Source organism: Aneurinibacillus soli, from assembly GCF_002355375.1.
Classification (GTDB): Bacteria; Bacillota; Bacilli; order Aneurinibacillales; family Aneurinibacillaceae; genus Aneurinibacillus; species Aneurinibacillus soli.
Genome location: NZ_AP017312.1, coordinates 1,024,680 through 1,046,886 on the forward strand (window position 1 = coordinate 1,024,680; position 22,207 = coordinate 1,046,886).

At 46.7% G+C, this 22,207-nt stretch carries 21 protein-coding genes and 1 other annotated feature; of the genes, 17 read left to right on the forward strand and 4 right to left on the reverse strand.

Going from position 1 to position 22,207, the window contains the following annotated elements; all coding sequences use genetic code 11:
- The first annotated feature begins 2 nt into the window (after nucleotides 1-2).
- Nucleotides 3-251 (forward strand) — a binding site (T-box leader).
- Between the two features lie 125 nt (nucleotides 252-376).
- From ilvB to CB4_RS05330, 6 genes are all read left to right on the forward strand, one after another.
- Nucleotides 377-2,122 (forward strand): biosynthetic-type acetolactate synthase large subunit, encoded by a 1,746-nt coding sequence (gene ilvB / locus CB4_RS05305; RefSeq protein ID WP_096463892.1) that lies wholly within the window; start codon nucleotides 377-379, stop codon nucleotides 2,120-2,122.
- Between the two features lie 2 nt (nucleotides 2,123-2,124).
- A complete protein-coding gene (gene ilvN, locus CB4_RS05310; RefSeq protein ID WP_096467639.1) occupies nucleotides 2,125-2,622 on the forward strand; it encodes an acetolactate synthase small subunit in 498 nt (165 codons plus the stop codon).
- Nucleotides 2,623-2,664: 42 nt separating this feature from the next.
- Complete coding sequence (gene ilvC, locus CB4_RS05315) at nucleotides 2,665-3,654, forward strand: ketol-acid reductoisomerase (RefSeq protein ID WP_096463893.1); 990 nt, start codon at nucleotides 2,665-2,667, stop codon at nucleotides 3,652-3,654.
- A 41-nt stretch (nucleotides 3,655-3,695) separates the two neighbouring features.
- Nucleotides 3,696-5,228, forward strand: a complete 1,533-nt coding sequence (locus CB4_RS05320; protein ID WP_096463894.1) for a 2-isopropylmalate synthase — start codon at nucleotides 3,696-3,698, stop codon at nucleotides 5,226-5,228.
- Nucleotides 5,229-5,243: 15 nt separating this feature from the next.
- Nucleotides 5,244-6,338 (forward strand): 3-isopropylmalate dehydrogenase, encoded by a 1,095-nt coding sequence (gene leuB, locus CB4_RS05325; protein WP_096463895.1) that lies wholly within the window; start codon nucleotides 5,244-5,246, stop codon nucleotides 6,336-6,338.
- Between the two features lie 125 nt (nucleotides 6,339-6,463).
- On the forward strand, nucleotides 6,464-8,236 hold the full coding sequence (locus CB4_RS05330; RefSeq protein WP_096463896.1) for a B12-binding domain-containing radical SAM protein: 1,773 nt from the start codon (nucleotides 6,464-6,466) through the stop codon (nucleotides 8,234-8,236).
- Between the two features lie 41 nt (nucleotides 8,237-8,277).
- On the opposite strand, the gene CB4_RS05335 is transcribed toward CB4_RS05330, so the two are convergent.
- Nucleotides 8,278-8,652, reverse strand: coding sequence for a DUF2512 family protein (locus tag CB4_RS05335; protein WP_096463897.1), 375 nt, complete (start codon nucleotides 8,650-8,652; stop codon nucleotides 8,278-8,280).
- A 328-nt stretch (nucleotides 8,653-8,980) separates the two neighbouring features.
- On the opposite strand from CB4_RS05335, the gene CB4_RS05340 reads away from it, so the two are divergent.
- From CB4_RS05340 to CB4_RS05350, 3 genes are all read left to right on the forward strand, one after another.
- Nucleotides 8,981-10,855, forward strand: coding sequence for an AAA family ATPase (locus CB4_RS05340; protein WP_096463898.1), 1,875 nt, complete (start codon nucleotides 8,981-8,983; stop codon nucleotides 10,853-10,855).
- A 9-nt stretch (nucleotides 10,856-10,864) separates the two neighbouring features.
- The gene (locus CB4_RS05345; protein ID WP_096463899.1) at nucleotides 10,865-12,166 is read left to right on the forward strand and encodes an McrC family protein; all 1,302 of its coding nucleotides are present in this window, start codon (nucleotides 10,865-10,867) and stop codon (nucleotides 12,164-12,166) included.
- Nucleotides 12,167-12,385: 219 nt separating this feature from the next.
- Nucleotides 12,386-13,459, forward strand: a complete 1,074-nt coding sequence (locus CB4_RS05350; protein WP_373681384.1) for a M42 family metallopeptidase — start codon at nucleotides 12,386-12,388, stop codon at nucleotides 13,457-13,459.
- Nucleotides 13,460-13,590: 131 nt separating this feature from the next.
- Here the strand turns inward: CB4_RS05350 and CB4_RS21430 are convergent, their stop codons facing one another.
- Nucleotides 13,591-13,788 carry a hypothetical protein gene (locus tag CB4_RS21430; protein WP_231956152.1) on the reverse strand — a complete coding sequence of 66 codons (198 nt, stop codon included), beginning with the start codon at nucleotides 13,786-13,788 and terminating at the stop codon, nucleotides 13,591-13,593.
- A 428-nt stretch (nucleotides 13,789-14,216) separates the two neighbouring features.
- The gene (gene sspI, locus CB4_RS05355) at nucleotides 14,217-14,429 is read right to left on the reverse strand and encodes a small acid-soluble spore protein SspI (protein ID WP_096463901.1); all 213 of its coding nucleotides are present in this window, start codon (nucleotides 14,427-14,429) and stop codon (nucleotides 14,217-14,219) included.
- 122 nt (nucleotides 14,430-14,551) lie between these two features.
- On the opposite strand from sspI, the gene CB4_RS05360 reads away from it, so the two are divergent.
- Together CB4_RS05360 and CB4_RS05365 are read left to right on the forward strand one after the other, a co-directional pair.
- Nucleotides 14,552-15,208: a potassium channel family protein gene (locus CB4_RS05360; RefSeq protein WP_096463902.1), complete on the forward strand. Its 657-nt coding sequence runs from the start codon at nucleotides 14,552-14,554 to the stop codon at nucleotides 15,206-15,208.
- A 19-nt stretch (nucleotides 15,209-15,227) separates the two neighbouring features.
- Entirely contained in the window at nucleotides 15,228-16,001 is a 774-nt protein-coding gene (locus tag CB4_RS05365; RefSeq protein WP_096463903.1) for a TrmH family RNA methyltransferase, read from the forward strand.
- Between the two features lie 7 nt (nucleotides 16,002-16,008).
- Here the strand turns inward: CB4_RS05365 and CB4_RS05370 are convergent, their stop codons facing one another.
- On the reverse strand, nucleotides 16,009-16,740 hold the full coding sequence (locus tag CB4_RS05370) for a DUF2225 domain-containing protein (protein ID WP_157737800.1): 732 nt from the start codon (nucleotides 16,738-16,740) through the stop codon (nucleotides 16,009-16,011).
- Between the two features lie 440 nt (nucleotides 16,741-17,180).
- Here CB4_RS05370 and pheS point away from each other — a divergent pair, with 440 nt between their 5' ends.
- The 6 genes from pheS to CB4_RS05395 all read left to right on the forward strand — a co-directional run bounded on the left by pheS (nucleotide 17,181) and on the right by CB4_RS05395 (nucleotide 22,157).
- Entirely contained in the window at nucleotides 17,181-18,215 is a 1,035-nt protein-coding gene (gene pheS, locus CB4_RS05375) for a phenylalanine--tRNA ligase subunit alpha (RefSeq protein WP_096463905.1), read from the forward strand.
- Nucleotides 18,216-18,230: 15 nt separating this feature from the next.
- The gene (gene pheT, locus CB4_RS05380; protein WP_096463906.1) at nucleotides 18,231-20,657 is read left to right on the forward strand and encodes a phenylalanine--tRNA ligase subunit beta; all 2,427 of its coding nucleotides are present in this window, start codon (nucleotides 18,231-18,233) and stop codon (nucleotides 20,655-20,657) included.
- A gap of 135 nt (nucleotides 20,658-20,792) precedes the next feature.
- The gene (gene zapA / locus CB4_RS05385) at nucleotides 20,793-21,107 is read left to right on the forward strand and encodes a cell division protein ZapA (RefSeq protein ID WP_373681383.1); all 315 of its coding nucleotides are present in this window, start codon (nucleotides 20,793-20,795) and stop codon (nucleotides 21,105-21,107) included.
- Nucleotides 21,108-21,114: 7 nt separating this feature from the next.
- Nucleotides 21,115-21,675: a CvpA family protein gene (locus CB4_RS05390; RefSeq protein WP_096463907.1), complete on the forward strand. Its 561-nt coding sequence runs from the start codon at nucleotides 21,115-21,117 to the stop codon at nucleotides 21,673-21,675.
- 75 nt (nucleotides 21,676-21,750) lie between these two features.
- The gene (locus tag CB4_RS21435) at nucleotides 21,751-21,978 is read left to right on the forward strand and encodes a hypothetical protein (RefSeq protein WP_231956153.1); all 228 of its coding nucleotides are present in this window, start codon (nucleotides 21,751-21,753) and stop codon (nucleotides 21,976-21,978) included.
- The gene (locus CB4_RS05395; protein ID WP_096463908.1) at nucleotides 21,921-22,157 is read left to right on the forward strand and encodes a hypothetical protein; all 237 of its coding nucleotides are present in this window, start codon (nucleotides 21,921-21,923) and stop codon (nucleotides 22,155-22,157) included. The genes CB4_RS21435 and CB4_RS05395 overlap by 58 nt, the downstream gene beginning before the upstream one ends.
- Nucleotides 22,158-22,207: the final 50 nt, after the last annotated feature.

Here is a 22,207-nt window from a genome sequence, read left to right on the forward strand (position 1 = left end):
ATATAGAGACGTTGACGAGGATACATATACAGCCCCTTCTTCACAGAGAGCCTGGGATGGTGCGAGCCGGGCAAGAATGCTGTATATGACTCACCTCCGAGTTGCTCTTCTGAAAGACTATCGAGTAAGAAGACGCCGCTGCGCATGCGTTATATGCGATTGGTTATCTGAGGAGATAACCTACAAAGGCTGCTTGCCGTGAGGAAGCAGTAGAATTTGGGTGGTACCGCGAAAACTCTTTCGCCCCAGACTGACATAAAAAAAGTCGGGGGATGAAAGGGTTTTCTTTTATTTCTTTCTCTTTTTTGGAGACAGGTGTCATATAAATTTTTAGATTATTTTTAATTGGAGAGCTATTACAAAAGGAGGATGTATCATGAGCACAGATACGGCGATGGTAGAGAACAAAAAAGCTTCGATGCCATCCATGGAGATGGGAGAAGTGATGACGGGTTCTGAAATGCTGCTGCGTTGCCTTCTGCTCGAAGGTGTGGAACATGTTTTCGGATATCCGGGAGGAGCAGTGCTACCGATTTATGACGCACTGTATTCCAGTCAGTTAAAGCATGTACTGACAAGGCATGAGCAGGGTGCGATTCATGCGGCAGACGGATATGCACGGGCAACAGGTAAGCCAGGCGTCGTCATCGCTACGTCAGGTCCGGGAGCTACCAATCTAGTTACAGGGATTGCAACAGCTCAGATGGATTCCGTCCCGCTTGTCTGTATTACCGGAAATGTCGCACAGAGTTTGATTGGAACAGACGCTTTTCAGGAAGCGAACATCACAGGTATTACACTTCCGATCACGAAGCATAACTACTTCGTTCGTAATATCGAGGATCTGCCGCGCATCATTAAAGAAGCGTTCCATATCGCGACAACAGGACGTCCGGGACCGGTGCTCATTGATATTCCGAAAGATGTAAACACAGCGAAAGCTCCATTTTATTATCCGGATAGTGTGAAACTTCGGACGTATAATCCGACTGTGAAGCCAAACTATATGCAAATCGATAAGATGCTGAAAGCGATCACTGAAGCGAAGAAGCCGGTTATTATGACAGGTGGCGGTACGGTGACGGCTGGAGCGGAACAAGAATTGATTGAATTTGCAGAAAAAACAAATATTCCGGTTATCACGACTCTGATGGGACTTGCCGGATTCCCGGGAACACATGAACTCTGTATCGGAATGCCAGGTATGCATGGCTGCTATGCAGCGAATCAGGCACTTCTTAATACAGATCTCCTGATTAACATGGGGGCGCGCTTTGACGACCGTATCACAATGGGACGGACGAAAGAATTCGTGCCAAATGCTAAAATTGTTCATATCGATATTGATCCAGCAGAGATCGGCAAAAATATCAATCCACTCATTCCAATTGTTGGTGATGTGAAAAGTGTGTTGGAAACAGCACTCCCGAAAGCACAGCGTGCAGACAGTGACGAGTGGGTCGCGCAGGTACAGTCCTGGAACGTGGAACAGCCGTACCGCTACAGCAAAAGCCCGGAAGGTCGCCTGAAGCCACAGCGTGTGGTGGAGATGATGTATGAGACAACGGAAGGGAATGCGATTGTAACAACAGACGTCGGACAGCATCAGATGTGGGTTGCGCAATATTATAAATTTAGCGCTGTTCGTTCGTTCCTGTCCTCAGGTGGACTTGGTACAATGGGCTTCGGTTTCCCGGCTGCAATTGGTGCACAGTTCGCCCACCCGGATCGCCTTGTCATCTCGGTTAGTGGAGACGGTGGTTTCCAAATGAATCAGCAGGAACTTGCGATTGCAGCGGCACATAAGTTGCCAGTTAAAATCGTGATTCTGAATAACAACTGTCTCGGCATGGTACGCCAGTGGCAGGAGCTGTTCTATGATAACCGCTACAGCCAGATCGATCTTACCGAAAGTGTAGATTTCGTGAAGCTTGCGGAAGCATACGGGATCAAAGGTCTCCGGGCATCTACGGAAGAGGAAGCTGATCGCGTATGGCGTGAGGCACTCGATACGAACGGTCCGGTACTTGTTGAATTCAAGGTTGAACCGGGCGAGAACGTATATCCGATGGTAGCAGCGGGTAATACGCTTGATCAAATGGTTCTGGGGGATGAGGAATAATGATGGAACAAAAGCATACGATCTCGGTCCTGGTAAACGATCAGCCGGGTGTTCTCACCCGGGTTGCGAATCTCATGGGCCAGCGCGGATTCAACATTGACAGCATTACAGTTGGCCAGTCCGAAGAAAAAGGGCTGTCGCGTATGATCATCGTTACAAGTGGAGATGAAGCGACTGTCGAGCAGATCGTCAAGCAGTTTCACAAGTTGATCGATGTGCTCAAAGTTCAGCAGTTGAGCAGCGGCCCGATGGTCGCCCGTGAACTGGCACTTATTAAAGTAGAAGCAACAGCGTCTACTCGTGCTGAATTAAACCTGATTATCGACCCGTTCCGTGCTAGTGTCGTGGACGTTGGTCCAACTTCCATTGTTGTACAGGTAACAGGTGATACCCAAAAAATTGATGCATTAATTGAGCTCTTAACCCCTTATGGGATTAAAGAACTTTCACGTACAGGTGTAACGGCCATTAGCCGCAGCGCTTCTCTGGTGAAAGCATAAAAATCAAAAAACAACATAAATGTTCTGGGAGGAAAAATTACCATGGTAACAATGTATTATGAAAAAGACGCAAATCAAGCAGTACTTCAAGGAAAAACAATCGCAATCATTGGCTACGGCAGCCAAGGTCATGCACAAGCGCAAAACCTGCGTGATAGCGGTATGAACGTAATCGTCGGCCTTCGCCAAGGTCGTTCTTGGCAGCAAGCAGAAAACGATGGCTTTGAAGTTCTGACAGTAGATCAAGCAGCAGCACGCGCTGATGTTATCATGATTCTGCTTCCAGATGAGCAACAAGGAAAAGTATACAACGAGCAAATCGCTCCAAATCTTAAAGAGGGTGCAGCTCTGTTCTTCTCACACGGCTTCAACATTCACTTCCAGCAAATCGTTGCTCCAGAAGGCGTAGACGTAGTAATGGTAGCACCAAAAAGCCCAGGCCACATGGTTCGCCGCGTGTACACAGAAAACTTCGGTGTACCGGGACTTCTGGCAGTGTATCAAGATGGCACTGGCAAAGCGAAAGAACTCGGTCTTGCGTACGCAAGCGGTATCGGTTGCACACGTGCAGGTGTAATCGAGACAACATTCCGTGAAGAAACAGAAACAGACCTGTTCGGTGAGCAAGCGGTACTGTGCGGTGGTGCATCTGAACTCGTAAAAGCGGGCTTTGAAACACTTGTAGAAGCAGGTTATGCACCAGAAATCGCGTACTTCGAATGTCTGCATGAACTCAAACTGATCGTTGACCTGATGTATGAAGGTGGCCTTGCAACTATGCGTCATTCCATCAGTGATACAGCTGAGTTCGGTGACTACAGTGTAGGTCAGCGCATCGTAACAGAAGAAACAAAGAAAGAAATGAAAAAAGTACTCACAGAAATCCAGAACGGTACATTTGCGAAAAACTGGATTATCGAGAACCAGTCTGGCCGTGCAGCATTCGGCGCACGCCGTCGCATCGAGTCCGAGCATCAGCTTGAAGTAGTTGGTAAACAGCTGCGTGAAATGATGGCGTGGATTAAGAAATAAGATTTTTATAGATAGTAAAATTTTCGGAGGTGGCCGAGATAATGCGTACAATAGAAGTGTTTGATACGACTCTGCGGGACGGTGAACAATCCCCGGGGGTGAATTTGAGTTCTCATGAAAAACTAGAAATTGCTCTACAACTAGAGCGCCTGGGGATTAACCGGATCGAAGCAGGGTTTGCTGCCGCTTCTCCGGGAGATTTGAAATCGATTCGGGAAATTGCAGCAAAAGTCAAAAATTCAACCATTGTAAGCTTATCTCGTTCCCGTACACAGGATATTGATAAGGCATGGGAAGCGTTACGTGATGCGGAGTCAGCATGTCTGCACGTGTTTCTTGCGACATCCCCGATTCACCGCAAGTATAAGCTGAACATGACAAAGGAAGAAGTTATCGAGAATGCGGTAGCCGCTGTCAAATACGGCCGCAAGTATTTCGACATGGTCGAGTTTTCGTGCGAGGATGGTTCCCGCACGGAAATTCCGTACCTGATCGAAGTTGTGCAGGCAGTCGTGGACGCGGGTGCGAGCATTGTTAATATCCCGGATACAGTCGGATATACGACTCCAGAAGAATACGGAAATATCTTCAAACAGTTGTCTACTAATATTCGTGGCATTGAGAACATCAAATTGAGTTCCCACTGTCATGATGATCTTGGGATGGCAGTCGCGAATACAATCGCTGCGATTGAAAATGGGGCCACTCAAATCGAAGGCACGATTAATGGTATCGGGGAACGTGCGGGAAATGCGGCCATTGAAGAGGTTGCATTAGCGCTTGATACACGTCGTGATTTCTATCAGGCGACAACGAATTTGAAGCTTGAAGAAATCGCTCGCACAAGTAAACTGGTCAGCCGTCTGACAGGCATGATTGTGCCGGGCAACAAAGCCGTTGTCGGAGCGAATGCATTCGCACACGAATCCGGCATTCACCAGGATGGAGTACTTAAGGAAGTTACAACCTACGAGATTATCCGTCCGGAGCGTGTCGGCGTGAAATCCAATAAGCTTGTCCTTGGCAAGCTGTCCGGTCGCCATGCGTTTAAAGATAAGCTGTCTGAACTTGGCTATGAGCTGGAACAAGATGAGCTGAACGATGCATTTGCCCGTTTCAAAAACTTGTGTGACCGTAAAAAAGATGTCAGCGATGAAGACATTGTAGCGCTCGTGGATTCCAAACTCTCGAATATTCCAGAGGCGTTTGTGTTAGAAAACTTGCAGCTCTCCTACGGCAATAATTCTGTGCCGACTGCAAGTGTACGCGTCAAGACGGCATCGGGCGAGGTATTAGAGGAAGCGGCATGCGGGAATGGTTCCGTTGACTCCATCTACAAAGCGATTGACCGCGTAACAAATGAAGAGGTAACGCTTGAAGATTATAAGATCTTGTCTGTAACGCACGGCAAAGACGCGCTTGGGGAAGTATATGTGCGCTTAAGCCAGGGTGATTATGCGGTACAAGGACGCGGTGTAAGTACGGACGTATTAGAAGCCAGTGCTCGTGCTTACTTGCGTGCGATAAATAAACTGATTGTCCGCCGCGGTGATGCGGTCGAAGTTGGAGTATAAAAAGGGGAATATACGATGAGCCAAACATTTACTATTACTGTACTTCCGGGCGATGGAATCGGCCCGGAAGTAACAGAGCAGGCCGTACGTGTTCTGAAAGAAGTAGAAGCGCTCGAAGACGTAGCCTTCCAGTTTGAATATGCACGCCTCGGCGGATGTGCGATCGATGAAGATGGTACGCCGCTACCAGAAGACACGCTTGTAAAAGCACGTCGTTCCGATGCGGTACTGCTCGGTGCGGTGGGTGGTCCAAAGTGGGATAACAACCCGGCACACCTGCGCCCGGAAACGGGTCTGCTCGGCATTCGTAAGGAGCTTGGTCTGTATGCGAACTTGCGCCCGGCCTTTATGCTTGACTGTATGGTCGGCGTATCGTCACTGAAAGAAGAAGTGGTCAAAGGCGTTGATCTCATGGTGATCCGTGAGCTGACAGGCGGCCTGTACTTCGGTGAGAAAAAGCGTTACGAAGATGCGCAGGGCGAAGTCGCATCGGATGAGATGATCTACCACGAATACGAAATCGAGCGTATTGTACGTCGTGCGTTTGAAGTTGCTCGCCTGCGCAGCAAGCAGCTGACATCCGTTGATAAAGCAAACGTACTCGAATCATCCCGCCTGTGGCGCAAAGTGGTGGAGCGTATTGCTCCGGAATATCCGGATGTAGAGCTGCGCCACCAATTGGTTGATTCATGCGCCATGGAACTGATTCGCTATCCGAAGCAGTTCGATACAGTAGTAACAGAGAACATGTTTGGCGATATCCTTAGCGATGAAGCATCCATGCTGACAGGTTCGATCGGCATGCTGCCATCTGCATCGCTTGCCGATGGCAACTTTGGTCTGTATGAGCCGGTACATGGCTCTGCACCGGACATTGCGGGCAAAGGCGTTGCCAACCCGACTGCGACAATCCTGTCTGCAGCGATGATGCTCCGTTACACGTTCGGCCTTGAAAAAGCGGCGGACGCGATTGAGACAGCGGTTCATCAAGTTTTGAACTCTGGTGTTCGCACAGGCGACATTGCCGAAAACAAAGCAGAAGCGGTTGGTACAGTTGAAATGGCTGACCGCATCATTGCAGCGATGAAAGAAGAGTATGTAAAAGCATAAGTAACCGACGAAGACGGAGCGCCCTCGGGCGCCCGTCTTTTTTTCGTATGTAAAACATGATACACTCGGTTCAGTAAATGAACAGGTTCGATGGTACTGTTCAATGGAAAATGAGGGAGTACGATATGAAAGTACTAGTTACTACATTAAATGCGAAATATATTCACACATCCCTGTCGATCCGTTACTTGCGGGCGTTCTGTCAGGATGATTTTGATATAGACATGACCGAGTATACAATTAAAGACCCGGCGATGAATATCGTCTCCGATTTGTTTCAGCGTAAGCCGGATGTGATCGGCTTCTCCTGTTACATTTGGAATATCGAGCAGACACTTACTGTCGTCTCCATGCTTAAAAAAGTTATGCCGGATGTTACTGTTATTCTGGGTGGACCGGAAGTATCATATGATGTAGCCGAATGGATGGAAACAAAGCGTGACATTGATTTTATTGTGTTCGGAGAAGGAGAAGAAACGTTCCATCACTTGCTTACGGAAATTGAAGGAGATCGGAAGTATCATTTCGTCTATGGTGCGGCCTACCGCAAAGGAGAAGAAGTGATTGTGAATCCGCCGCGTCCGAAGCTTGATCTAAATCAGATTCCCTCCCCGTTTTATTTTGCAGAAGATAAAGCGGATCTAGGGAAGCGTGTTACGTATTTCGAGACGAGCCGGGGCTGTCCGTTCTCGTGTCAGTTCTGCCTCTCAAGCATTGAGGTTGGCGTGCGTTATTTTGATATTGAGCGCACGAAACGTGACATCATCCATCTGATTGATAATGGGGCCAATCTGATTAAGTTTGTCGATCGGACGTTTAACATTAAACGTGATTATGCGATGGAGATGTTCCAATTTCTGATTGAAAATCATCGGGGCTGTGTGTTCCAGTTCGAGATAACGGCGGATATTATGCGTCCGGAAGTGTTGGATTATCTCGCAGAGAACGCGCCGCCGGGTGTTTTCCGCTTCGAGATCGGTGTGCAGTCGACGAATGATGCCACTAACAGCATCGTACAGCGCAAGCAGAACTTTGCGAAGCTGTCACGCACGGTTACGAAAGTCAAAGAAAGCCGCAAGATTGACCAGCATCTCGACTTGATTGCTGGGCTTCCTGAGGAAGATTATGCATCGTTCCGTAACACATTCAATGATGTATTTGCGCTTGAGCCGGAAGAGTTGCAGCTTGGCTTCCTTAAAATGCTGCGCGGCACAGGTATGCGGAATATGGCAGAGCAGTACGGCTACAAATATATGAACAATGCTCCGTATGAAATATTGGAAAACCGTGTCCTGCCGTTTGCTGATATTGTCCGTATCAAGCGGGTGGAAGATGTGCTGGAGAAATACTGGAACGCGCACCGGATGGACGCTACTCTCATGTATTTAATTACGGAGGAATTCGACTCAGCATTTGACTTCTTCCAGGCGTTCGGTGATTTCTGGGAAAGCCGAGGTTGGGAGAGGATCGGGCATCAGTTAGAAGACTTGTTCACACGCTTGCAAGCATTTTTGGATACGCGTGAGTTAAAACAGCCGGATGTAGTGGAGTCGCTGATGAAATATGACTTTTTACGCAATCATAAACGGAAGCCGCGTAAACAGTGGTGGACGTATGATGCGGCAGGGAATCAGCTGGACAAGCGCTTGAGAGTGCTGGTGGCAAAACCAGAACTTGCGGGGGAAGCGTTTGCGGCACAAGGATTGGATTTGAAGCAGATTGCCAAGCATACAGTTGTCGATGTCTTGCCGTTTGATATTCTTCGTTTTACTACAGACGGGGAAAGTAAAGGAGGAGAGGCTGTATTATTGGTGGCGTATTATAATGCGGAACAGTTGGATGAACCGCAGATGTATACCGTACCGCTGGCTGTGCTGGATGCGGAAGAAGGAAAATAAGAACGTGGAAAATAGGTGACCAGATCATAGGTCACCTATTTTTAGATTTCAAATTTCTCACGCTTTTGATCCCGGCGGACATAGCTGTGCATCAGTAGTTCTACCAGTCCAAGAATTACGCCAGATACAATGCTTCCAGTAAATGTGATGCGGCTGTCAGTAAACAGAAAACCTGAAAGATAAATAATAGCGGTTATAGTTACCGCCCCCTGCATGGTTGCAATATAAATTCCGTACATACCGAGCACAAATTCATCCGCGACCAATCCGATGATTAGCAGCAGTAGGCTTACATCAAGAAGATGATTTGTGCTTGCGAACTGTACCTGACCGGGAAGTAGCCTGGAGATGAGGTAGATTGCGAGAGGAAACAGAGTAATCTTATAGATGAAATTGAATATAAAGCGGCGAACCATGACAGAAGCTCCTTTTCTGTGAAAATAGATAAACTCATTAGTTTTTTACTTCGTTTTCCTAATTAGGTTATCTATTTTCCCCTAGGTATAATACTTTCTTACACATTTATCAGTATCAGCTTCAAAGCGCCCATCTTGAAAGGGAAGACATATTAAAGAAGTGTTGGAATTTATGTGCGTTTTCGAGAACTATCTAACGTTTCTGTAACATGCTCAGAACATATCATTTTTTCCCCCAGACAAGGCGTATAAGCACCAAATTAATAGTATAATTATGTATATTATACTTAAAACTTAAAAATTATTAATTTGAAAATGGGGTTAAAAGATGATTGATACAGCTAAAAAGCAGCGAAAAGAATATACAGAATGGTTGCGTCAGCGCAAAAAATCGAACGGCGAAAACTACTCTGAAAATACAGTAAACTCCTACGCGTCCTCATTATCAAGCGCACCGGGAAAACTTACAGGTATTACATTAAAAACTACTAACTTGTATGAAATAACTTCAGTGGAAAAATTCAAAAAAATAAGAACGCTCATAGAAGGAGCTGAAAACTTTGAGGAAGTAAACATTAATGCTGGCAACAAGGCGTTTCAATATGCTTTACAATACTATGAAGAATTTCTTGTGCAACAGGAACAAGAAGATCCATCAAATACAAGTCCCACGGTAGAAACAAAGATTAGTGAAGTAGATAAAAACACCATTTTATACGGACCTCCGGGAACTGGAAAAACATATAACACCGTTGCTTATGCAGTTGCCATTATTGAGAATACAACGCTGAAGACGATTCAGCAAGAAATTGATGCAACTGGTTATGAGAGTGTTTTAGCGCGGTATCGTACATACAAACAGAATGGACAGATTGCATTTACTACCTTCCATCAATCGTACGGATATGAGGAATTTATTGAGGGAATTAAACCTAAGATTGAAACAGAAAGCACAGACCAAGATGGGAACAACGTTTCCTATGAAATCAAAGCAGGTATTTTCAAGCAATTTTGTGAGAAAGCACAAATGCCAATCATTGAGGATAGTAACGAATATGGAATTCGTAAAGAGCCGACGATATGGAAATTATCATTGGGAGGAGCACGGGAGAATTCGATAAAAAGAGATTGCCTCAATCATAACAGAATAAGAATCGGTTGGGATGATTACGGTGAAAACATAACTAAAGAAACCGACTTCAGTATATCTGGAGGAGAGAACATTCTTTCCCGTTTCATCGAGGAAATGATGATTGGCGATATTGTACTCGTTTTGTACGATGAGAAAACGATTGATGCTATTGGGGTTGTTACTGGCGAATACGAGTGGCTAAACCATGTAGAGGACTATAAAAGATGCCGAAGCGTAAACTGGCTGGCCAAGGATATTCGAGAAAATATATATGAACTGAATGGGAACAAGGTTATGACATTAGGAGCAGTTTACAGGCTGAACCGGATCAGCCTTTCAGACGTGCTGAAAATTTTGAAGAAACATAATCTTTCTTTAAGTACCGCCATTAAAGAGAATGTAAATAATTATGTTTTCATTATCGACGAAATAAATCGTGGCAATATTTCTAAGATATTCGGTGAATTAATTACCTTGATTGAGCCGACTAAGCGTATTGGGCAATCTGAAGAAATTAAATTGTATCTTCCATACTCACAAGTTGAATTCGGCGTTCCTAATAATGTTTATATCCTCGCAACTATGAATACAGCAGATAGATCTATCGCCCGACTTGATACTGCTTTGCGTCGTCGTTTTCAATTTGCGGAAATGATGCCAAATCCTCAATATCTTGACGATATCAGTATTCAAGGAATCGACCTTTCTGCTATGCTCACGAAAATGAATCGTCGTATTGAGGTATTGTATGACAGAGAGCATGCTATCGGACACGCTTATTTCATGTCTTTGACAAACAATTGTTCTTTGGATAATCTTGCGCACATTTTCAAAAATGTTATTATTCCTTTGCTGCAAGAATATTTTTATGAAGATTATCACTTGATCCAGTTGGTTCTTGGCGACAATAACAAAAACAGGGATGAGCAATTTATCCACACTAAACAGATTGATGTAACAGAACTGTTCGGAAATACAAACAAAATAGATATTGACGATGAAGCTTCCTATGAAATCAACGAACAAGCCTTCACCAATATTAATGCTTATCGCAAAATTTACAGTGTGTAGGTAACGGGCATGAGTCAACGGTATACTATCAAAGAATATGATTCATTTACAAGGAATGTAACAGTATGGTCTAGCAATTATCATTCCTTGCCCGAGTCTACTTTTGACAGGTTGGAGCAATTCATCTTGTCAAGAAAGCAGGATACAGATACGGATGCTTTGGAATTGATGACTGTTTCCAGCAAACGTGGGATTGGCAAAATTATCAGTGCTAAAAACTATGTGGGTTTAATTACTATGAGTGATGGCACTGCAATTGAAATTTTACCCAAGCTGTATACAAAAGACAAGGAAAGCTCAGAAGTTGAAATCAAAAGAGTTTTTTTGGATATGCTGAAATTCCTTAAGGAAATACCGTACAAGACTTTTAATATTTCCAGCTTGCATATTGAGAAAAATAATATCTTTGAGATTTTTATCCGTATGTTTATTCAAGAGATCTATACATTGGTCAAACGCGGACTAAAATCTGCTTATATCGAACACCAAGATAATGAATATTTTTATAAAGGAAGGATCAATTTTTCGCAGCATATTAAATCAAATTTTGCTCATAAAGAACGCTTTTATATCGAATATGACATCTTCAGTGTAGATCGCACAGAAAACAAACTGATCAAGACAACTTTAGAATTCCTGAGAAAAGTCAGTTCATGCAGGAAAAATAAAAAGGATCTTCGTACATTATTAACAGCGTTTGAAACAGTGGATTATTCAATACATCCAGATCAGGATTTTACGAAAATTACCTTCGACCGTAATATGAAGGAATATGAAACCATTTTAAAATGGTGCAGTATCTTTCTAAAGAATAAAAGCTTTACCACTTTTAAAGGTAGCGACGTAGCTTATGCGCTTTTGTTCCCTATGGAGAGAGTTTTTGAAAACTATGTTGCTGGACAATTAAACAAGGTTTTAGACAAATCTTACTATCAGATCAAGATACAGGATCAGTCTTACCATTTGTTTGATGATCCAAAACGATTCCTTCTGAAACCTGACATTGTAGTGCAGGATTGCAATTCTTCCATCGTACTTGATACAAAGTGGAAACTACTCTACCCAAATCAAAGTAATTATGGCGTTTCACAAGCAGATATGTACCAAGTATATGCGTATAATAAAAAATACTCTTCTAAGATGATTTTTCTATTATATCCTTGGACAACCGCCATAAACAATATAACCGAACCTATTACTTATCAGAGCAGGGACGATGTAACTGTTCGTATTGGTTTCATAGATTTAATAAATATCAACAATAGTATTCGAAATCTTGCCCTCGAAATTGATGAAATGATGAGAGTATGAAATTATTACCTTCTTCTTTCGCGCTGCCGTCCTCTTTTTTATCTTTTCTCCTTTCCAGTTAACCATGCCGAAGCATATTTTCATGCTGGAGCTTATGACTAAGGGATAGATGGCTACGGTAGTTTTCTTATGTATGTGTTGAAACCGGGTAAACGTATTGGATACGAAATGCAAGAATTGATATGCTAAGGAAAGAGTGAACTTATGAGGAGGGTATACATGAGCGATCAGGCATTACAAATGTATAAAGAACTGACCGAAACACCGGGTGCGCCAGGGCATGAAGGGCGTGTACGTGAGGTGATGAAGAAGTACATCGAGCCGCATGCGGATGAGATCACATATGATAACCTTGGCAGTCTCATCGCCCGCAAAGGAAGCGAAGGCCCGAAAATTATGGTAGCCGGTCATCTGGATGAAGTGGGCTTCATGGTGACGATGATTACCGAAAAAGGGTTCCTCAGATTCCAGCCGCTTGGCGGATGGTGGGAGCAGGTCATGCTGGCACAGCGGGTGGCAATTCAAACGCGCAAAGGGGTCGTAGAAGGCGTGATCGGTTCGGTTCCCCCACATATTCTGTCACCGGAAGCACGTAAGAAGCCGATTGAGATGAAAAACATGTTCATTGATATCGGTGCCTCTAGCAAGAAAGAAGCGGAAGAATTCGGCATACGTCCAGGCGATACGGTCATTCCGATCTGTCCGTTTACGGTGATGAACAATCCGAAGATTATGATGGCCAAAGCGTGGGATAATCGTGTCGGCATTGCTATGGCGATTCAGACGTTACAGCAGCTTGTAGGTGTGAAGCATCCGAATACGGTTTATGGCGTTGGAACAGTGCAGGAAGAAGTGGGTCTGCGTGGTGCTCAGACGGCAGCGCATACGGTTAACCCGGACATTGCGTTTGCGGTTGATGTCGGCATCGCAGGTGATACGCCAGGCGTCAAAGAAGAAGATGCGCAGTCCAAAATCGGGGAAGGTCCACAAATCTTGCTCTATGATGCATCTATGGTGCCGCATGTAGGACTTCGCAATCTGGTTGTCGAGACAGCCGAAGAACAGGGAATTCCGTTCCAGTATGATACGATGGCACGCGGCGGCACAGATGCAGGGCGCATGCACTTGAATAATAGCGGTGTGCCTTCGATTGTGATCGGGATCGCAACGCGCTACATTCACAGCCATGCGGCGATTTTACATCGAGATGATATAGACAACGCGGTGAAGCTGATTACCGAAGTGATTAAGAAGCTGGATGCGGATACGGTTGAAAAATTAAAGCGTGGATAAGAAAGACGGGGCTGTTTTAAAAGCTATAACATGGCGATTGAAGCAGCCTCTTTCTTTTGGGTGTAGATTAGTGTTCAGCCAAAGTGTGGTGGAGGAGCGTGATCGGGTGGGGCCTCGTCACTTCGGTACGCTTACGAAGAAGTAAGGACTGTCCGCTCCAGGTGCCCGACGAACTCGCCCACAAAAGAAAGACCACGATGTACTTCAGAAGAAGCATTGTGGACAAAAGCCCGTTCGTCTAGCCCCTTCTGCTGGGGAGTCGCGTACAGGCGTTCCGTTGCCCCGCCCGATCCCGCTCCTAGCACAATTTGGTGGAAACTCTCAAGCATAATCAAGAGGTTGAGCTTTGCTATGTAGATAAAACATTAAGGAAGCGGTTTTTCGCCAAGTCAGTTGTGATCGAGCAAATCCATTCTGGCGTCGCGTGTTTTTTGTAAACCGAAACGTTGTGCGGGGAGTGGGAGAAGAGAGGAGCAAGAGAGCGCCTGTACGCGCCTACTCAGCGAAGGGAGAACGACGAACGGGCCTTTGCCCGCAATCCTTCAGTGAAAGAGCATCGTAGGCTCTTCTTTGCGGGCGAGTTCGTCGGGCTCCCGGAGCGGACAGTTCTAGCTTCCCTGCAAGCGTACCGAAGCGAACGGCTCCTCCCTTCTCCCACTCCCTCCACCTACACGTTGCCGATATCACAAAAAAGCTGCCCCATTCGCCATGTTCTGGCTTTTGGAACAGCTTCGTTATCCATAGAAAGTAATGAAGATTACACGTTTTGCTGCACAATATCAATGAAGCGCTTCTGCTCTTCGGCTGATGAATTTTTCCAAAATACTTCAAGTAGCACACCAAGACCTGGGAGCATTTTTTCTTCTCCGCTTGTAATCGCATCTGTAATCGTATGGCGCACATCAGATTCGGACGATCCGTGCATATTGTGCAGAACGGCCTGGCGCAAATCAAGGCTGGCGATGTTCATGGGGTTTCCTCCTTATGCAGTCAGTTTCTTTAGTAGTGTCACCGAAATGTTTGATTTTATCCGGCTCGAAAACAATAGGAAGACAAGGTATAATAAGTACCAAATGTGAAGGAGTGGAGATTATGGCAGATAAGTCATATGCAGTGATTGGATTGGGGCGCTTCGGTGCCAGCGTAGCACAGGCGCTGTATAACATGGGGTATGACGTCATGGTCATCGATGAAGATGAAGAGCGTGTGCAGGACCATGTTGGCATTGCCACACATGCGGTGCAGGCTGATACAACGGATGAGCAGGCATTGCGAGATGTGGGGATTCGAAATTTTGATGTAGTGGTTGTGGCGATTGGAGCGGATATCCAGGCGAGCATACTGACTACGCTAATCCTGAAAGAAATGGGTGTAAAAATGATTGTGGCGAAAGCGCAGAATGAGCGCCACGGTCAGGTATTATATAAAGTGGGCGCAGATCGCGTTGTTTTCCCGGAGCGTGATATGGGACTTCGTGTTGCACACAATCTGATTTCGCCGAACGTGCTTGATTTCGTTGAGCTGGCGGCGGATTATAGCATTGCCGAGGTAGCGGTGTCTGAGAAAACGGCAGGCAAAACACTGATCGATCTTGATGTGCGTGCGCGCTTTGGGGTGAACGTTATGGCGATTAAGAGTGGGGATCATTTTAACATTGCGCCGAGCGCTGATGATTTGATCAAGGAAGGCGATATTCTGGTAGTCATCGGTCATAATAATGATTTGAAAAAATTCGAAGAAGAGTCATAATACAGGACAGGAGATCATCATGGAAGTCATTACGTCCGTGCAGAATCCACGCGTCAAGCAGTGGGCCAAGCTGCACACACGCAAAGAACGAGAAAAAACCGGGTTGTTTCTGATTGAAGGGCCGCATCTTGTTGAGGAAGCGTATAAATCTGGTGCTGCATTCGAAGCAATTCTGCTGGAAGAAGGAATCGAGTGGCCGAGCTGGCTGCCTGCTTCTGCACTTGCCCTGTATGTAACTCGTCCAGTACTTGAGAAGTTGTCTGAAACGAAAACACCGCAGACGATGGCAGCTGTTATTCGGATGCAAGAAACGACTCCGACCAAGCTTCCACGGGACGGTTTCTGGCTTTTGCTTGACCGTGTACAGGACCCAGGAAATGTTGGAACACTCATTCGAACAGCCGATGCGGCGGGATTGAGTGGCATAATTATTGGGGATGGCAGTGCGGATTTGTACAATGGGAAAACCGTTCGCTCCACGATGGGCTCGTTGTTTCATCTGCCAGTCTGGCAGGAGAATTTATTTGCTTTCGTGACACGTATTCGGGAGCAAGAAGCAGATGCTCGGGTCATCGGGACAAGTTTGCAGGAGTCGAAATTGTATACGGATATATCATATACGGGAGCTGTGCTTTTAGTCATTGGGAATGAAGGAAGCGGAATGTCGGAGGAAATGTTAGCACTTGCCGACCAGAATGTTATTATCCCACTGTATGGGCAAGCAGAATCACTGAACGCGGCGATTGCCGGCTCGGTTGTGATATACGAAGCAGTAAGGCAGCGCCGTTTATAGTGCTGCCTTATGCTGTAGGACTTTCACTCGCGCTGGCGGCTGCCTCGCGGGCTTTTTTCATATCTTCGCGCATATTTTGCCATTGCTCGCGGGCGAGGTTGACGGTCTGTGGCTCGTTGCTGCGTAATGGATGCTCCACGACACGGGAGAAATAACGAAGTGCCTTGCCCGGGTCACCTGTACGGCGGTACAGTTCGCCAATTAAATAAATAAGCTTCAGCTCCGACATGCCAGCACGAGCATAGTCTCCTTGTGTATATGAGTCTTCATACTCAGCGAGTGCGAGGTTGAGGAAGCGTAGCTCTTTGCTTTCATTTTTGAAATAGCGATACAACCAGGCCAGACGCAGACATAAGCCTGCAATGACGCAATGGGGTTCTTTTCGGACATCTGCTGTGAAAATGGTTAGCTTGTACGCAGCGATGGCTTCCGGGATGGTGCGGATGCCTGTGTAGTCTTTTGCTGTCCAATGTTTGGTAATCTTTTCTTCGATTTTTTCTTCAATCTGCGGCAGTACGCTTTTGCGGAACTGGTCATTGAATGAATAGCCGCACTGCGGACAGACGGTTACATGATAGAGAATGGGATTATACGTCTGGTTCTCATAATGCTCGCAAAAATCGCTATCACGTTGGAAAGGATGGGATTTTCGTAAGCGTGTTTTTTTACTGACAAAAGAATGGTCGCAGTGGGCACATTCAAATTTTTTATCATATAATATGCTATCATGATTGTCCATGACGGTCTCCTTTAGGTCTGTAATCGTAGTGAATGACATCATACTGCTTTAAGTATATGTCAAAAATCATAGGGAAGATAGGATAATTTGGCCGGGTGTAAAAATTGCACACTTGCCTTTTTTTTTCTCTTTCTATATAATCGAATCTCAAAAGCAACTTTTTCATATAAGTAAAGGTAAAGACGGAGACAAGTATGTGAACCATGCCCGTACAGGGAGAGAACATCTCGACTGTAAGTGTTCTTACGTGTGCATCTCACAGAAATTCCCTCCCGAACCGGCCCCTGAATGAGAGTAGGGGGACACCGGACGCATCGTCCGTTATCAGACGTTAAAGATGAGCGCGTTTTGCGTGCGCTCAATAAGGGTGGTACCGCGACCTCACGCCCCTTTCCGGGTGTGGGGTCTTTTTTTTATTTACACACAAGGAGGTTGTAACTGTGCGCGAACGATTAGAAGCAGTAAAGCAGGAAGCGCTGCAGGAATTAGAACACATTACTGGTTCCACAGAAATTCAGGAACTGCGAGTCAAATATCTGGGCAAAAAGGGACGTTTGACCGAGATTCTGCGTGGCATGGGGAAGTTGTCAGCGGAAGAACGCCCGCTGATTGGCCAGCTCGGCAATGAAGTGCGTGCTGCGATTGAAAGCAAGCTCGATGAGAAGAAACAGGCGGCAGACGAAGCGGAGATCGCAGCAAAGCTTGCCGGGGAGTCCATTGATGTAACGCTGCCAGGACGCGAGGTTCGCTTCGGGAATCGTCATCCACTGACACTTGTTACAGAACAAATTGAAGATATCTTCCTTGGCATGGGCTTCACAGTAGCAGAAGGCCCGGAAGTCGAGGCTGATTATTATAACTTCGAAACGTTGAATCTGCCAAAAGATCATCCGGCACGCGACATGCAGGATTCGTTCTACATTACAGAAGATATTCTGCTCCGTACCCATACATCTCCGGTGCAAGTTCGTACGATGGAAAAGATGAAAGGTAATGTGCCGGTTAAAATCATTTGTCCAGGTCGCGTATACCGTCGCGATAACGATGATGCGACCCATTCTCATGTGTTTACTCAGGTGGAAGGTCTCATGGTCGGAGAAAATGTCCGCATGAGCGACCTGAAAGGCGTGCTGCTTAACTTCGCACGTCAGATGTTCGGTGAAGAGACAAAAATTCGTCTCCGCCCAAGCTTCTTCCCATTTACTGAGCCGAGTGCAGAAGTTGATCTGTCGTGCAGCATGTGCGGTGGACACGGCTGTCGTGTATGTAAGCATACGGGCTGGATTGAAATCCTTGGTTCCGGTATGGTACATCCACGCGTGCTGGAAATGGCGGGCTATGATTCAGAGAAATATACAGGATTTGCTTTCGGGATGGGTGTGGAACGGATTGCGATGCTGAAGTATGACATTGATGATATTCGCCATTTCTATACAAATGATATGCGCTTCCTGAAGCAATTCAACCGGGTGTAAGGAGGAGAAAGACGGATGAAAGTTTCATATAACTGGTTAGCCCAATACATTGATCTCTCCGGCATGACACCGGAAGAACTGGCTGAGAAGCTAACGCGCAGCGGCGTGGAAGTCGATGCGGTTGAATCGTTGAACAAAGGCGTAACTGGCGTGGTAGTCGGCTATGTCGTATCCAAAGAGAAGCATCCAGATGCAGATAAACTGAACGTTTGTCAGGTAGACACAGGCGCAGGTGAACTGCAGCAAATCGTCTGTGGTGCGAAAAACGTGGATGCCGGACAAAAGGTACCCGTGGCCGTTCCGGGTGCAAAGCTGCCAGGTGGCTTGAAAATTAAAAAAGCTAAACTGCGTGGCGTTGAGTCAAACGGTATGATCTGTTCGGCAAAAGAACTGGGCATGAATGATAAGCTTCTGCCGAAAGAAATTCAGGAAGGTATTTATGTTCTACCTGCTGATCTTGAGGTAGGCCAGGCGATTGAGCCGGTACTCGGTCTCGATGACACTGTGCTTGAACTCGGTCTGACACCGAACCGCTCTGACTGTCTGAGCATGATCGGAGTGGCGTATGAAGTCGGTGCCATTCTTGGTCGTGAGGTGAAGCTGCCGGGAAATGCGGCACCGGAAGCGGGCGCATCAATCGAAGGCAAAGTCAGCATTGACATAGAGGCCAAAGATGCATGCCATCGCTACATGGCACGTCTCATCAGCGGTGTTACCCGTGGCGTATCCCCACTGTGGATGCAGCAACGTCTCATGGCAGCAGGTGTGCGCCCAATTAATCTGATCGTTGACATTACAAATTATGTGATGCTTGAAGTCGGTCAGCCACTACACGCATTCGATTATACAAAAGTCGAGGGCGGACGCATTGTCGTGCGCATGGCGCAGCCAGACGAGAAAATGGTAACGCTTGATGATACAGAACGCACGCTGGATGATGAGATGCTGCTCATCACAGACGGCGTGAAGCCGATTGCGATTGCGGGTGTCATGGGTGGAGCAAACTCTGAAGTAGAGGATGAAACGCAGACAATCCTGCTTGAATCGGCACATTTCGCAGGTTCATCGATCCGTAAAACATCTCGTAAGCTCGGTCTTCGTTCAGAAGCAAGCCTGCGTTTTGAGAAAGAGGTTGACCCGCAAGCAGTTGAGCGTGCCTTGAACCGGGCAGCGGCCCTCATGGCTGAACTGGCAGGGGGGACGGTGGCACAGGGCATGGCAGACTGTGCGGTTTCTGTACCAGAAGAGAAGGCAGTAACCCTCAGCCTTGCCCGCTTGAACGGTCTGCTTGGTACAGCGCTTGCGATGGATGAAGTTAAGGCGATTTTTGACCGTCTTCAGTTCGTGTATACAGTGGACGGAGAGAATTTGAATGTTACAGTTCCGACTCGTCGCCAGGATATTACTCGGGAAGTGGATTTGATCGAGGAAGTGGCTCGTCTGTACGGCTACGATCATATTCCAACGACGTTGCCGTACGGTGATAATACACAGGGATCGCTTTCAGGCGAGCAGTTGCTTCGCCGTACGATTCGCCAGACGCTAAACGGGGCAGGGCTTGATGAAGTGAGCACCTACTCGTTTACGAACCCTGGTGTCGTGAATGATTTTGCTACGATCTACCGTGCGACGAATCCGATTCCGCTTGCCATGCCGATGAGCGAGGAGCGGAGCGTGCTTCGGACAAATATGCTGCCGCATCTGCTGGAAACAGCGGCATATAATCTGAACCGGAAACAGGCGGATCTGGCATTGTTCGAGACAGGCAACGTATTCCTGACAGACGAAGAGAAGTTGACCACGTTACCAGAAGAGAAGCTGACGCTTGCGGGTTTGCTGACTGGTAATTGGAGCAGTGCACACTGGGGTGGCAAGCCGGAACCGGTTGATTTTTATCTTGTAAAAGGTATTCTTGATACGCTGTTCAGTCGTCTCGGAATTACAGATGTGCAGTATGAAGCAGCAGCTGATGCGACTGGCATGCACCCAGGCCGGACTGCGTATGTACTGATTAATGGTCAAAGGGCGGGGTATGTTGGACAGGTGCATCCGGCTGTGCAACAGAAGTACGATGTGAATGAAACGTATGTATTCCAGCTGAGTGGAGAGGTACTGATGCAGGCGGCAACGGTTCATCCGGGAATGATCGCACTGCCGAAGTACCCATCGACAAGCCGGGATATTGCCGTTGTCGTAGATCGCAGTGTGACAGCAGGAGAACTGCGCCGTGTGATTGAGCAATCCGGTGGGAAACTTCTGCAAGCCGTTCGCATTTTTGATGTGTATGTGGATGATCGTCTTGGTGAAAACAAGAAAAGCGTGGCGCTTTCTTGCACGTATCTTGATCCAGAGAAGACGCTCACCGATGAAGAAGTGCAGAGCGCTCATACGAAAGTCGTCGAAGCACTTGCTGCCGAGTGCAGAGCTGAGCTGCGGATGTAGTCCATATTCATACAAGATTGTGTACAGCCGCTAATGTTTTTGCATAAGCGGCTGTTTTTCTTGGTAGGAGAACTTGACTCCGCTATGTTCTTTCTTTACCTTTATAATAAGGAAATGGCGCGAGGGGGACAAACGGTGTCTAAAGAGAAGGTAGTAGTGGAAATTTTCGGGCAGTATTACACCATGGTGGGTGATACAAGCTCTTCGCATATGCGGATGGTCGCCGGATATGTGGATGACAAGATGCGGCAAATCTCTGCTGCAAGCCCCCGCCTGGATACAAACAAGCTCGCGGTGCTGGCCGCTTTGAATATGGCAGATGAATATTTCAAGCTTCGGTTGGAATATGAAGAGTTGATCAAGTTGCTGGAAAACACAGCGGCTCAGGAGGAAGAGAACGAAGTAGGGGAAGAACGGGACGAGGAAGCGGTAGAAGCGGACAAGGAGTAATATCTGTATGAATATACTTGATATAATTATCGTCGTTGTGCTACTACTTAGTTTTTGGCGGGGCTGGCATCAGGGGTTTGTGATGCAGTTGACCAAAATTGCTGGGCTCATTCTGTCAGCTGTGGTGGCGTTCTGGTACCACCGTCCAGTAGCTGAGCAACTGTCGCATTGGATACCCCTATCCGGTGCGGGACAAAGTGCCTCCTCCTTTGCCGCGTTGCCATTTGTTCAGAATGGGTTGTATAACATTGTTGCATTTGCCTTGCTAGCTTTTGTAACGGGACTTGTAGTGCGCTACATCGGTAGCTTGCTGAACAGTGTAGCACAGCTGCCCGTGCTATCTATGATTAATCGATTGGCGGGAAGTGTGGTTGCGTTTGTGAAGACGGGTATTATTTTTCTGCTGATTCTTGCTGTGGTATCGTTGATTCCGGTAGAGAGTGTGCAGCATACGCTTGCAGGCTCTTCGTTTGCTTCTTATGCGAAGCAGGAGATGCCAGCGGTACTCGACTGGGTGAAGCAGGAGTTCAATCAGCCGACGTCTCATTCAAAAAACTCGACTTTATAGAAGGAAGATAAGCTGTCTCAAAAGCCAGAACATGGCAATGGGGCAGCTTTTTTTGTTTGATATTGACAACGTGTGGTGGTGAGGGAGTGGAAGAAGGGAGGAGCCGTTCGCTTCGGTATGCTTACAGGGAAGCTGCGACTGTCCGCTCCGGGAGCCCGGCTGGCGTATGCACTGGCACGGGAAGCTCAGGCACCTAGCTTGCTCGCCTGTCCCGGCATCATACGCCAGTTGGAGGGCTTTTGTTTTTGGCGATTTGTTTTGCGCTGGTCATGGGGCTGTATGCGAGTGGTGTCGTATCGTTAACCACGCTCATTCAGCTGCCGAATGCCACGTTCATTCTGACGTATTTGGGTGGCTGTGCAGCGGGAATGCGGTTACTTGGGGACAGTAAGACGGGATTTGGGGTCAGTGTTTTGTCATTTGTGCTGACGGTGCTTGTCTTTCCGTTCGTAGGGGGGCTGTACTTTATCCGATGGTCGTAATCGCCGGATGGTGGCTATGGAAACGACTGTATGCCAAAAAACAAAAAAGC

Excerpts from the sequence above, each read along its gene's own strand:
- pheT (WP_096463906.1), top strand. The coding sequence starts at position 18,231 with ATGAAAGTTTCATATAACTGGTTAGCCCAATACATTGATCTCTCCGGC.
- CB4_RS05360 (WP_096463902.1), top strand. The coding sequence starts at position 14,552 with ATGGCAGATAAGTCATATGCAGTGATTGGATTGGGGCGCTTCGGTGCC.
- CB4_RS05390 (WP_096463907.1), top strand. The coding sequence starts at position 21,115 with ATGAATATACTTGATATAATTATCGTCGTTGTGCTACTACTTAGTTTT.
- sspI (WP_096463901.1), bottom strand. The coding sequence starts at position 14,429 with ATGAACATCGCCAGCCTTGATTTGCGCCAGGCCGTTCTGCACAATATG.
- CB4_RS21430 (WP_231956152.1), bottom strand. The coding sequence starts at position 13,788 with ATGCTTGAGAGTTTCCACCAAATTGTGCTAGGAGCGGGATCGGGCGGG.
- CB4_RS05345 (WP_096463899.1), top strand. The coding sequence starts at position 10,865 with ATGAGTCAACGGTATACTATCAAAGAATATGATTCATTTACAAGGAAT.
- ilvN (WP_096467639.1), top strand. The coding sequence starts at position 2,125 with ATGGAACAAAAGCATACGATCTCGGTCCTGGTAAACGATCAGCCGGGT.
- CB4_RS05320 (WP_096463894.1), top strand. The coding sequence starts at position 3,696 with ATGCGTACAATAGAAGTGTTTGATACGACTCTGCGGGACGGTGAACAA.
- CB4_RS05335 (WP_096463897.1), bottom strand. The coding sequence starts at position 8,652 with ATGGTTCGCCGCTTTATATTCAATTTCATCTATAAGATTACTCTGTTT.
- CB4_RS05330 (WP_096463896.1), top strand. The coding sequence starts at position 6,464 with ATGAAAGTACTAGTTACTACATTAAATGCGAAATATATTCACACATCC.
- CB4_RS05350 (WP_373681384.1), top strand. The coding sequence starts at position 12,386 with ATGAGCGATCAGGCATTACAAATGTATAAAGAACTGACCGAAACACCG.
- ilvB (WP_096463892.1), top strand. The coding sequence starts at position 377 with ATGAGCACAGATACGGCGATGGTAGAGAACAAAAAAGCTTCGATGCCA.
- leuB (WP_096463895.1), top strand. The coding sequence starts at position 5,244 with ATGAGCCAAACATTTACTATTACTGTACTTCCGGGCGATGGAATCGGC.
- ilvC (WP_096463893.1), top strand. The coding sequence starts at position 2,665 with ATGGTAACAATGTATTATGAAAAAGACGCAAATCAAGCAGTACTTCAA.
- CB4_RS05340 (WP_096463898.1), top strand. The coding sequence starts at position 8,981 with ATGATTGATACAGCTAAAAAGCAGCGAAAAGAATATACAGAATGGTTG.
- CB4_RS05370 (WP_157737800.1), bottom strand. The coding sequence starts at position 16,740 with ATGGACAATCATGATAGCATATTATATGATAAAAAATTTGAATGTGCC.
- CB4_RS05365 (WP_096463903.1), top strand. The coding sequence starts at position 15,228 with ATGGAAGTCATTACGTCCGTGCAGAATCCACGCGTCAAGCAGTGGGCC.